We start from the raw sequence: 11,467 nt of genomic DNA, 5'->3' as shown, positions 1-11,467 counted from the left end.
GCCCGCGGCGCTGCTGGCCGGTCTGGTGCCCCCTCCGGGGGAGCTGGTGAAGAAGTGGGCTCCGCAGATCGCCGCGGTCAAAAAGAGCTGGTCGGACATGTGGGGGGCGCTGACCGGGCAGACGACCACGAGCACGGCCACGGTCTCCTCCAAGCTGGCCACCTTCGTGTCCGGGGCGGCCGGGAAGTTCCTGACGATCAAGCAGACCGCGCCGCAGCACGTCCGGGACGCGTGGGCGGCGATCCAGTCCGACATCAACGCCGGTCTGCCGCCCAGCCAGGCCAAGATCGACGCGTTCGTGCAGGCCGGGGGCGCGAAGTTCCTCGATCTGAAGAACAACGCGCCCCAGTCGATGCGGGACATGCTGGCCCGGATCCAGTCGGACGCGGCCGCGTCGCTGCCGATCACCTCGCAGAAGTTCGCGTCGTTCGTCCAGACCGGCAACTCCAAGTTCCTGGAGCTGAAGGCCGGGGCGCCCAAGTCGCTGAAGGAAGCGTGGTCGTCCATCCAGTCGGACGCGGCCGCCGGTCTGCCGCCCAGCAAGGCCAAGATCGACAAGTTCATTTCGGACGGCGGCCTGGCGTTCTTGAAGCTGAAGCGGGAAGCGCCCGCGTCGGCCAAGGCCGCGTGGAAGGACGTGTCCGATTCCACCGGCACCGGGTTGAAGCCTGCCGAGACCGGCGTGTCCGGGTTCATCGACCGGGTGAAGAAGTTCTTCGGCGACGCCAAGGGCAGCATCAGCACCGCGTGGTCGGGGGTGGCCGAGGGGATCCGCCGGCCGATCAAGTCGGTGATCGACACCGTGTACACGAACGGCATCGCGAAGCTGTGGAACTCGGTGGCGGGCAAGTTGAAGCTGCCGACGCTGCCCGCGCTGGCGTTCGCCCGTGGCGGTGTCGTCCCGGGCGGCGGGTACGGGGTGCTGCCCGGCTACTCCCCCGGCCGGGACACGATGCTCGCCGCGGTGTCGCCGGGTGAGGCGTGGCTGAGGCCGGAGGCGGCGCGCTGGCTCGGCACCAGGTGGATCAACGCCGTCAACGACGCGGCCAGGCGTGGCCACCTTCAGCGGTTCGCGAATGGCGGGATAGTCGGGACGGGCTCGTCGGCGCTGTATCAGGCGTCGCGGTCGGCGCCCAGGGCGCGGCCGGTCCCGTCCCAGCCGGCGGGTGGCGGGGCGGGGTCGGCGACGGTGATCGTCAATCCGCAGCCGGGCCAGGACGAGGTCACGATCGGCAACCAGGCCGCGCGGCGGCTCGGTGCCCTCATCCGGTAATCATCAGGGGGCGCAGCATGGGACGTATCTGGCAGAACTCCAGCCTCGCGGAGAACTCGTACTACTACTCGGTGTCGTTTCCGCAGGCGGCGACGCGCGGGAACAGGCTGTTCGTCGCGATCGTGTCGATCTTCGGGGAGGGCGACCCTTCCAGCAACATGGAAGGGTCGCCGGCGGGCTTCGCGCCGTACGTGCTCGTGGCGCGCGACTTCGGGTACGCCCAGGTGTCGATCTGGTCCAAGATCGCGGACGGGGGTGAGGAGATCGCGGGCGTGTTCTCCGCCGGCGGGACGGGCGCGGTCATCATGTACGCCGAGGAGCGCGACGACTGCCCCGACCTGCTGTACGCGACCAGCGGCTACCACTCGGGCGGCTCGGTCACCTGCTCGGCGGTGACGGTGCCCGCCGGGCAGGGGTACGTGATCGCCGCCGAGGGCCGCATCCCGCCCGCCGGTCCCGGCTCGTCATGGACGCCGTCCGGGCTGTCGGCCGCCATCGCCAACCTCGGCGGGTTCTCCACCACACAGGTGAAGGGCCAGTTCTACGCGGGCGGCCTGCCGTCGCCCGGACGCGTCAGCTACAAGGCGCTCTCGACGAGCGGCATCGGGAACACGGGGATCGCGCTGGCCGCGTTCGGCCGGCTCGACCCGAACCCGCCCAGCGCGCCGCCCGGCCTGCACACGACCGAGATCACCGACACCACGGCGTCGCTCGCGTGGGACCCGGCCGCCGACGACATCGGCGTCACCGCCTACGGCCTCTACAAGAACGGCTCCAAGGTGGGCGCCGATCAGACCGGCCGCACCTACACCTTCACCGGCCTCACCAAAGGCACCGTGTACGAGCTGGGCGTGGACGCCTGCGACGCCGCCGGCAACCGCTCCGAACGCTCGACCATCAGTGTGCTGGCGGTGACCGACCTCGCGCCGCCCACCCCGCCGCAGAACGTACGCCTGACCGGCCTGTCGCACACCACGGCGACGCTGGCGTGGGACGCCGCCTCCGATGACGTGGCGCTGGCCGGGTACGGCCTGTACCTCGACGGCGTGAAGGCGGGCAACGACCAGCCCGAGCTCGTCCACGAGTTCACCACCCTCGGCCGAGGCCGCGCCTACATCGCCGGCGTGGACGCGGTGGACACCAGCGGCAACCGGTCCCCCATCGTCAGCGTGCCGTTCACCACGCAGGCCGACACGCTGCCCGGAGCTCCGCCCGGCGTGACCGCCACGGCCGGCCTGGACGAGATCACGCTCGCATGGCAGCCCGCCGTGGATGACCTCGGCATCGCCCGCTACGAGGTGCTGCTCGACGGCGTCGTGACCGGCGCGACGTCGACGCTCGGCTACGTCATCGACGGCTTGGACCCGGGCAGCGTCTACACGGTGGGGGTGCGGGCGGTCGATGACGGCGGCGGCCGCGGCCCGAAGGTCGAGCTGACCGTGTCGACGCTGGCGGCCGGGTGGACGCCGATCGCGACGCCGGTCTACCGGCTGGAGGAGTGGACGGGCAACGCCCGGGACGAGCACGGCGTCGACTGGGTGGTCGAGGCCGAGGAGGGGTGGGCGTCCAGCGGGGAGGTGGTGCCCTTGGAGGAGGAATCCGACTCCGACGACGGCGGATTCTCCGGCCCGGGAGCGTTCGGTCCCCGGCTGATCACCCTGTCGGGCACGGCGGTCGCCCGGTCCAGGGCGGGGATGCTAGCCGCGCAGGAGCGCATCACCGCGGCCCTCTACCCGCGCCAGTTGGGGACGCTGCGCGTGCAGGAGGGCAGCCTGACCCGGCAGGTTCAGGTCCGGTTGAACGGCCAGGTCGAGGTCACCGACAGCGGGACGGTGGCGTTCGGGTGGGTGGTGCCGCTGCTGGCGCCGAACCCGCGCCGCACGGCGACGCGCCCCATCTACGACGAGGTGTCGATCGAGGTCCTGCCGGGGTCGGCGTCGGCGCACATCCTGATGGACGGCGACTACCGGTCGATCCCGGCGCAGATCCGGGTGTGGGGGCCGATCCGGGACTTCACGATCACGCACGAGGAGACCGGGCTGGTGATCCGGACCAAGCCGGGCACGGTGCTGCCGGCGGACTCGCGCTACAGCCTGGACATCGACCTGGCCACCAGGAGCGTGCTGGCGTACGTGCCGCCGGATGTGCATCCGGAGCCGCGACCCGGGCGGGGGGCGCTCGGCTCGTTCCCTGCCCGGTTCGCGCTGCAGAACGGCCCGAACACCCTCACCCTGGCCGGCCAGCCGGTCGCGGGGGCGGTGGGGAGCCCGCGCATGGTGATCCAGGCGTGGGACTCCTGGCGGTGAACCGGCCCGAAGCGACGTAAAGCCCCCGCGTCGGCATACTCCCCGGCCGAGCCAAGCATTCGGGGGGATTCGTGGCCAAGTACACCGCCATCGCCGAGGATGTCGCGTCCGGCACCGCGCAGAAGACCGTCCTGCAGATCGCCAACCCGATCGCGAACCCGGCCTCGCACCGGATCGCGGTCTACGGCTACCGCATCTCGTACGCGGGCACCAACAGCGCCGCCGTGCCCGTCCGGACGCTGGTCGCCAGACAGACCACGGCGGGCGGCGGCGGCGCGAGCCCGCCGGTCGCGGTGCCGGTGGTCAAGCTCGAACCCGGCATCCCCGACTCGGCGATGACCGCCGTCAAGGGGCCCGCCGCTGCCGCCTGGACGACCGAACCGACGCTGGGCGACATCCTCATGTCGCAGCGCATCCACGCCCAGACGGGGATGGGCGAGTTCATCCCGCTCGGCGACGAGGTCATCGTCGCCCCCGGCGGCTGGCTGGCCGTCGTCGTCGCGGCGGCCGCGACGGTCAACGTCACCTGCCAGTTCTACTGGCGGGAAGGCCACTGATGGCCGACCTGGTCGAGGACTTCGAGGACAGCTCATACGCGTTCGCCATCACAGGCGACTGGGAGCTCACCACCGAGCTGGCGAAGAACGGTGCCGGCTGCCTGCGGTCCAAGCGCATCGGAGACGGCGGCACCACGGAGGCGCAGGTCACGGTTCCGGCCGGGGCTACGAAGGTCCGCTTCTGGTACAGGGTGTCGTCCGAGGCCACGTATGACCTGTTCTGGTTCTTCAACAACAGCACCACCGAGTCGCTGAAGCTGTCTGGCGAGGTCGGCTGGACGCTGAGCAGCGACTACAACGTCACCCCGGGCACGATGCTGACGTTCCGGTACACCAAGGACGGCAGCAACGGCCCCAACCTCGATGCCGCGTTCATTGACGACCTGACGTTCGTCTTCCCCGACTCGCGGCCGTTGGCCCAGCAGGCGCGGTCCGCCGCGGCCCTGACTCGCGCGTCCCGCTGGTAACCCCTCCCCGCCCCTGCCCTTGACCTTCTGCGTGCTGGTGAGGTGACCTGCCTTGGCTCGTTTCGGTCGCGCCTACCCTGCGCCGCCCACGTTGACCGCGCCGCCGGTTTCGACGCTGCCGCCGCCACCGCTGAACTTGCGGGTGACCGCGCTCGCGCCGACGTCGGTGGCCATCGCGTGGGATGCGCCCGACCCGGCGCCGCTCGGGTACGGCGTGTGGCTCGACGGCGTCCAGGTCGGCACGGATCAGGCCGGGACGACGGCGACCGTGCCGGGGCTGGTGGAGGGCCGCACCTACCTGATCGAGGTGGACGCGGTCACCGCCGAGGGCCGGTCGGCGCGGCTGCAACTCCAGGTCACCACCCCGGACGTCACGCCGCCCGCCGTCCCGGCCGGCCTCGCGCTGACCGGGAGGACCAGGACCACGCTGACCGTGGCCTGGTCGCCGTCGAGCGACAACGTCAGCGTGGCCGGGTACGGGGTGTGGCTCGACGGGGTCCAGCAGGGCGGCGACCAGGCGGGCACGACGTACAGCTTCGCCGGGCTGGTCGCTGACCGCGCCTACCTGGTGGAGGTGGACGCCGCGGACCCCACCGGCAACCGGTCGGGGCGGGCGCAACTCCACGCGCGGACGGCGCAGGACCATCCGCCCTCGGCTCCGCCCAGCCTCCACGCGACCAGCGTGGACTACACGCGGTTCACGGTGGCGTGGGAGGTGGCCACCGACGAGGACCCGGTCACCGGATATGACGTCGCCCTGGACGGGGTGGTGGTCGCCACCAACCAGGCGGCGCGGACGGCGACGTTCGAGGGCCTGGTGGAGAACACCGACCACACGGTGCGGGTGTGGGCGGTCGACGCGATCGGGCAGCGCACCCAGGTTCCGGCCGAGCTGGTGGTGCGGACCCTGGACGACACCCCGCCCACCGTCCCCGCGGTGACCGTCCAGGCGGGCGAGGACACCATCACGGTCGCCTGGACGGCGTCGGCCGACGACTTCGGAGTGGTCGGCTACCGGGTCGACGTCGACGGCGAGCCGGCGCATTTCACGCCGGGCACCGACTACACGGTGGACGGGCCGGTCGTGCGCCGTCACACCATCACCGGGCTCACCGCCGGGGTGGACTACCGGGTGCGGGTGGCCGCGCTCGACGTGCTCGGCCAGGAGTCGGCCGACAACACGGTGACCGTGCCGACGTCGGCGGTGCCGTACCTGCCGATCGAGTCGCCCGTCTACCGGATCGGGGCCTGGGCGGGGAACGTGGTCGACGCGTTCGGGGTGGCGTGGGTGGTGGAGGAGGCGTCCGGGTGGGCGTCCTCCCCTCCGGTGCGGCCCCGGTTGGCGGCGCTCGGCGGCACGGACGGGGCGTGGGCGGGGGCCGGCCTGTACGCGTCCCGCCTCGTCACCCTGTCGGGGGTGGCGGTCGCGTCGTCGCGGTCGGCGATGCGGGAGGCCAAGCAGCGGCTCATCTCGGTGTTGGAGCCGCGCGAGCAGGGCGTGCTGCGGGTGGAGGACGCGCTGCGCACCCGGCAGGCGCGGGTGCGGCTGTCCCGCATGGAGCCGCCGGAGGACATGGGGGCGTTGGCGTTCCGGTGGTCGTTCACCGTCAAGGCCACCGACCCGCGCCGGTACGCGGTCGCGCCCGTCTCCGCGACCGCGGTGGTCGCCTCCCTTCCCGGGAAGGCGTCGCTGACGCTGACGATGGCGGGCACCTACCCGCAGATCCCGGCCCGGATGCGGCTGTACGGGCCGATCCGGGATTGGACGATCACGCACGAGGAGTCCGGGACGGTCATGCGGGCCATGACCGGGTCCAGCCTGCCCGACAACCCGCTGTACAGCCTCGGCTTCGACCTGGCCACCCGGCAGGTGTGGGCGTACGTGCCGCCCGAGGTGTGGCCGGTGCCCCGGCCCGGCCGCAGCGCTGTGGCGCACCTGCCCGCCTGGTTCATGCTGCTGCGCGGCCCGAACACGCTCACGCTGGCCGGCCAGCCCGTGCCTGGCGCGACCGGCAAGGCGCGGCTGGTGGTGGAGGCGTACGACGCCTGGGTGTGACCGGTGCGACGCAAGGGCCCTGTTTCGTCATGATCCGCCCCGACATCACCCACACCTGACCATCGGGGGGCGGCGGTATGGGGCTTGTTCGCAAGGCGACACCGTATGTTCCGAGCTCGGCGAGCACGAGCCACTTCTACAACTTCGGCAGCGTCGGCTACGGCAACCGGATCGTGCTGTTCGTCCAGTCGTACGCGGGCGTCTCGTCCGTGTCCGGCAACTACGACATGCACGAGTGGACGGCGCACACGCTCGGCATCCGCATGTACTCCAAGATCAGTTACGGGGACTCCAGCGTCCAGATCACCACGTCCGACAGCACGGACCGGATCTTCGTGTGGATGTTCGAGCTGGACGACGCGGACGTCTTCTACGGGTCCGAGACCGGGCTGGAAGGCGTTTCTGCGGCGTACTGGTCGGAGAGCGGCCTGCCGGACGGGTGCGTGGCGCTGCTCGGCGTGTCCATGTACGTCACCGGCACCGACAACACGACCGCGCAGTGGCCGTCCGGGTGGACGGGCCAGGGCTACACCTACCGCGACTGGTACGAGGGCACCACCAAGCGGGTGTGGGGCAGCACCGCCAGCAACAGCTACGTGTCCGGGTCGCTGTCGGTGTCCCACCAGCTCATCGGCAACCAGCCGATCGGGACGAAGTACGCGTGGGCGGGCGGCGTCTGGGGGCCCAACCCGGACGAGACACCGCCTTCGGTGCCGGGGAATCTGCGGCTGACGGGGATGACGCCGACCAGCGTGACGGTGGCGTGGGACGCCTCCTCCGACGACAACTCGGGCGTGGCGGGCTACACGACGTACATCAACGGCACCGAGAAGGGCTCCACCTCGTCGCGGACGGCGACGTTCTCCGGATTGACGCCGGGCGTGTCGGTGACGTTGCAGGTAGACGCCTACGACTACAAGGGCAACCGCAGCGACAAGGCCGAGCTCGTCGTCACGCCGATCGATGACACCACGCCGCCGGTCCCGCCCATGGTGAAGGTGACCGCGCTCGCGGCCGGGAAGATCGTGATCGGCTGGGACACCCCCTACGACCAGTCCGCGGTCGTCTCGTACGGCATCTACCTCAACGGGGTGAAGAAGGCCGAGCAGGCCGGCCGCACCTACACGTTCTCCGGGTTGACGGCGGGCGCGGTCTACACGGTCGCGGTGGATGCGCTCGACCTGCTCGGCAACCGGTCGGCGAAGGGCACGCGCACCGTGCGGGCGCAGGCCGACACCACCCCGCCCACCGTGCCGGGCGCGGTCAACGTGGTGGCCACCTCCAAAACCGCGATCACCCTGGCGTGGAACCCGTCCACCGACGACAACGTGGGCGTCACCGGGTACGGCACCTACCTCGGCGGGCTGCGCATGGCCGAAGTCCCGTCCCGGGTGTACACGTTCACCGGGCTCACGCCGGGCGTCACCTACTCGGTCGGGGTGGACGCCACCGACGAGCTGGGCAACCGGTCGGCGCGCGTGATGCTCCAGGCCACCACCCTCCAAGACCTGTCGGGGGCGGCGCCCCCGTACGAGTACGTGCTGTACGACTGGGCGTCACACCTCCCCCTCGACAGCCTGCCGCTCCAGAACGTCTCGTTCGAGATCACGCTCGGCGGCACCGGCACCCTGAGCGCCGACATCCCGCTGTACGACGCCGCGTACACGATCGGCCGGATCGCCGCGGCGACAAGGCCTGAACGGACCATGATCCTCGTCTACCGCGGGGAGCAGCTCGTGTGGGGCGGCAGGGTGATCGACCCGCAGGATTACGACTCCGAGACCGGGGTGCTGAAGATCAGCGCGGAGGAGGTCGTCGGCATCTACGGCCACCGGTACGTCGCCTTCACCGGCCCGCGCGCCGGGACGATGGCCGACACCGAGATGACGTGGCTGCTGGAGCACGCATCAGCCGAGGCTGACCGCAGGTGGCTGACGTTCGACGGCGTCGCCGGCACCGGCACCCCGGTGGATCGCGAGTACCGGTCGGAGGAGTTCGAGACGCAGCTCGACAAGGCCGCGGAGGTGGCGGCCGCGCCGGGCGGGTTCGACTGGTGGGTGAAACCGTCGTGGGATGCGGTCAACGATCGGCCCCGGTTCGTGCTGCGCCGCATCTCCCGGGAGACGCCGCCGGACACGGGCCTCACCTTGGAGTACCCGGGCAACGTGCGCCGGTTCAGGCGGTCGACGCGGCGCGGCCTGGCCACGAAGACGTGGGGGCAGCTCCGCCGGCCGGACGGCGGCGTCATGCTGTCGTCGGTCACCAAGACCGACCTGCTCGCCGAGGGGTGGCCGCTGATCGAGGAGGCGTGGCAGTTCGACGGTCTTACCTCCCAGGCTGCGCTCGACGCCGAGACCAGGCGGGCCTCCGACGCGAGCGCAGGCGCCAAGCAGCTGTTCGAGTTCGATCTGGCGATCGGCCCGGACGTGCGGTGGTGGCAGTGGGAGCTGGGCGGCGCCGCCCGGGTGGTGGTGACGGACCACCTGTTTCCGGCACTACCGGACGGGTCGCCGGGCCTGGACCGGCCGATGAAGATCGTGTCGCTGAAGGTGCAGCCCGACTCTGATGAGGGCGAGCTGGTGACGGTGACGACCGGCGAGCACACGGTCGCCGCGGACTAGGAGGAGGGGCCTCGATGGCGAAGATCACGGCTGGTGACCTGCAACAGGCTGATCTGGTGCGCACCTTGTCAGACCTGATGGCGCGGGTGAAGGCGCTGGAGCTCGGGGCGGCGGTGCGGTCGATCCCGTTCGTGGCCACGCTGACCGACACCAGCTCGACCACGCTGACCCGGGCGGCGTGGACGACGTTCCCGCGTTCGGGGTCGCAGGTGACGGCGGACGTGTCGCTCACCCTGTCGGGGGCGACGTCGGCCGAGGTGCAGCTGCGCGCGGACGGCACGCAGATCGACACCAAGACGGTCACGGCGTCGGGGACGGTGACGGTGTCGGGGTTCCTGCCTGCGTCCTGGGCGTTCGGCACGCGGAAGGTGGTGGATGTACAGGTGAAGGTGAATGCCGGGTCGGCGGCCGTGGCGGTGGTGGGCGGCTGGCACCGGTAGTCCTGCGCGGCCGCGCGAGGGGCTACTTGCGTTGGTGGACGTCGCGGCGGGCGCGGTGGGGCTGCTCGTGCACCTCGGAGGCGTAGCGGACGGCGTCGCCGACGACCCGGTCGACGCCGCGGCGCTTGGCGACGTAGTCGATGGCCATGCGGCCGATCACCCCTCCGGGGATCTTGACCGGCTGTTCGGGGAGGCCCAGCCGGTTGAGCTGCCTCCACACCCATTGGGCGCGCTCTTTGCGCTGCTCCCCGGCCGGGTACCGCTGCTCGGCCTCCACGTGCAGGGCCTTGACCTCGTCGCGCTGCCGCTGGAACGCGGCCGCGCGCAGCATCTCCCAGTGGGCGGCCGTCTTCGCGATGAGGTAGAAGCTGACCTTCTTGTGGACCGGCGACTCCGGCGTGACGCCGTTGACGGCGATCAGGCGTTGCTCCCTCACGGTCCGGCAGGCGTAGCGGGCCACGTCCAGCGAGTCCGGGGGCTTCTGCTCCAGGAGCTCGGTCACCGCCGCGGCGATCACGTCCGACAGGGAGCAGGCCGGCCGGTCGTCCAGGTGGTAGACGAGGCGCAGTACCTCGCCCTTCTTGCGGACGCCGGGCAGCGGCTTGTCCTCGTGCAGGCGGGCCTTCCACTGCTCGACGGCGGCGGCCTGGGCGGCGTTGAGAAGGCCGGTCGAGTACGGCGCGAGCGTCTGGCGGCCGCCGTCGTCGTCAAGCTCGTCTTGATCGGAAGTTCCCACGCGTGAAGTTGACCCCGAGCGGGGCCGGCGCCGCAACCTGAATCGCCGAATCGGGTGCCGGCCGGGTGGCCTGCTGCGACGCAAGCCCGGTTTGTCCCTATCGTGCCGCCCCGACGTGACGGGCCGATCGTGTGGGGGTGCGGGGTGGCCGACGAGCAGAACGAGCAGGCGTGGGTGGCTGGGCAGGTGGCGGACGTTCGGCGGATCGCCGAGGTGGGGTTCACCGACGTGCGCGGACAGCTTGCGCTCATCCGGCAGGGCCAGGAACAGAACGAGCGACGACACGCGGAGCTGGTCAACACGGTGGCCGAGAACCATCGGACGGTGTCAGACCGGCTGGACGAGCACGCCAAGCTGATCCAGACGGCAGCCGAGGAGCGGGCGGCCGAGCGGTCGCGGGTGCAGACGATGGCCGACAACGCCAAGAAGTTCTCCACGTGGGCCGCGATCGTGATCTCGCTAGTGTTCGGCATCATCGGCATCGCGCTCAAGACCTGGGCGTGAGCCTGGGCGGCCGGCGGCCGCGCGGTGTGGGGCGGGGCACGAGGGGCGGGGCCTGACCTCATCGCTTTCCCCCGCCTTGCTGGTCGGGAGCAGCTTCGTCAGGCAGGCCGAGAAGGATGCGCAGGACGGTCACGGCCGCCTTCCGGCGGGGCGTCTTCTCCGTCCAGAGCGCGGTCAGCGCAGCGCACGCGACCAGGCCGATGTGGACGGCCGCGATGATGGTCAGGACGATGGCGATGGCGGGCTGATTGGCCCAGGTCGCCGCTCCTGCTCCAGTTCCTGTCAGGCCAGTTGGCCGTACACCACCAAGGGTCGGGGTGTACGCATGGTCTCCCTTTCCTCTCCACTGCCCTCGGGGTAACCCCCTGCCGGGAGGCAGTCCCTCAACGAAGGAGGGCCCGGCGGCGACGTCGCAGGAAGCCCTTTGCCGCCTGTCCTGCCGCTGCTCACCATGCTACGAGCGGCAGCTCCGGAATGGGAGGGCTCAGTCGACGACCTGGACGAAGC

Annotated in this window: 10 protein-coding genes; 9 read left to right on the top strand and 1 reads right to left on the bottom strand. The window is 71.2% G+C overall.

Going from position 1 to position 11,467, the window contains the following annotated elements:
- From ACWCSD_RS36380 to ACWCSD_RS36350, 7 genes are all read left to right on the top strand, one after another.
- Nucleotides 1-1,273: hypothetical protein (locus ACWCSD_RS36380; protein WP_449921810.1), on the top strand; the 1,273-nt coding region annotated here is incomplete at its 5' end.
- Nucleotides 1,274-1,290: 17 nt separating this feature from the next.
- Complete coding sequence (locus ACWCSD_RS36375; RefSeq protein ID WP_449921808.1) at nucleotides 1,291-3,579, top strand: fibronectin type III domain-containing protein; 2,289 nt, start codon at nucleotides 1,291-1,293, stop codon at nucleotides 3,577-3,579.
- Nucleotides 3,580-3,650: 71 nt separating this feature from the next.
- On the top strand, nucleotides 3,651-4,136 hold the full coding sequence (locus ACWCSD_RS36370) for a hypothetical protein (protein ID WP_449921806.1): 486 nt from the start codon (nucleotides 3,651-3,653) through the stop codon (nucleotides 4,134-4,136).
- On the top strand, nucleotides 4,136-4,603 hold the full coding sequence (locus ACWCSD_RS36365) for a hypothetical protein (protein ID WP_449921804.1): 468 nt from the start codon (nucleotides 4,136-4,138) through the stop codon (nucleotides 4,601-4,603). The genes ACWCSD_RS36370 and ACWCSD_RS36365 overlap by 1 nt, the downstream gene beginning before the upstream one ends.
- A gap of 52 nt (nucleotides 4,604-4,655) precedes the next feature.
- Nucleotides 4,656-6,659, top strand: coding sequence for a fibronectin type III domain-containing protein (locus tag ACWCSD_RS36360; RefSeq protein WP_449921803.1), 2,004 nt, complete (start codon nucleotides 4,656-4,658; stop codon nucleotides 6,657-6,659).
- A gap of 77 nt (nucleotides 6,660-6,736) precedes the next feature.
- Nucleotides 6,737-9,280 carry a fibronectin type III domain-containing protein gene (locus tag ACWCSD_RS36355; RefSeq protein ID WP_449921801.1) on the top strand — a complete coding sequence of 848 codons (2,544 nt, stop codon included), beginning with the start codon at nucleotides 6,737-6,739 and terminating at the stop codon, nucleotides 9,278-9,280.
- A gap of 14 nt (nucleotides 9,281-9,294) precedes the next feature.
- Entirely contained in the window at nucleotides 9,295-9,720 is a 426-nt protein-coding gene (locus ACWCSD_RS36350) for a hypothetical protein (protein WP_449921799.1), read from the top strand.
- Between the two features lie 22 nt (nucleotides 9,721-9,742).
- Here ACWCSD_RS36350 and ACWCSD_RS36345 read toward each other — a convergent pair whose 3' ends face one another.
- Nucleotides 9,743-10,456, bottom strand: a complete 714-nt coding sequence (locus tag ACWCSD_RS36345; RefSeq protein ID WP_449921797.1) for a hypothetical protein — start codon at nucleotides 10,454-10,456, stop codon at nucleotides 9,743-9,745.
- Between the two features lie 102 nt (nucleotides 10,457-10,558).
- Here ACWCSD_RS36345 and ACWCSD_RS36340 point away from each other — a divergent pair, with 102 nt between their 5' ends.
- Together ACWCSD_RS36340 and ACWCSD_RS36335 are read left to right on the top strand one after the other, a co-directional pair.
- On the top strand, nucleotides 10,559-10,960 hold the full coding sequence (locus ACWCSD_RS36340) for a hypothetical protein (protein ID WP_449921795.1): 402 nt from the start codon (nucleotides 10,559-10,561) through the stop codon (nucleotides 10,958-10,960).
- Between the two features lie 116 nt (nucleotides 10,961-11,076).
- Nucleotides 11,077-11,208: a hypothetical protein gene (locus ACWCSD_RS36335; RefSeq protein ID WP_449921793.1), complete on the top strand. Its 132-nt coding sequence runs from the start codon at nucleotides 11,077-11,079 to the stop codon at nucleotides 11,206-11,208.
- Nucleotides 11,209-11,467: the final 259 nt, after the last annotated feature.

The organism is Nonomuraea sp. NPDC001684 (assembly GCF_053596515.1).
This window is presented reverse-complemented; position numbering and strand designations above follow the sequence as displayed.

Bases quoted from the DNA above. Each gene is read 5' to 3' on its own strand.
- ACWCSD_RS36375 (WP_449921808.1), top strand. From the start codon at position 1,291: ATGGGACGTATCTGGCAGAACTCCAGCCTCGCGGAGAACTCGTACTAC.
- ACWCSD_RS36365 (WP_449921804.1), top strand. From the start codon at position 4,136: ATGGCCGACCTGGTCGAGGACTTCGAGGACAGCTCATACGCGTTCGCC.
- ACWCSD_RS36355 (WP_449921801.1), top strand. From the start codon at position 6,737: ATGGGGCTTGTTCGCAAGGCGACACCGTATGTTCCGAGCTCGGCGAGC.
- ACWCSD_RS36350 (WP_449921799.1), top strand. From the start codon at position 9,295: ATGGCGAAGATCACGGCTGGTGACCTGCAACAGGCTGATCTGGTGCGC.
- ACWCSD_RS36335 (WP_449921793.1), top strand. From the start codon at position 11,077: ATGCGCAGGACGGTCACGGCCGCCTTCCGGCGGGGCGTCTTCTCCGTC.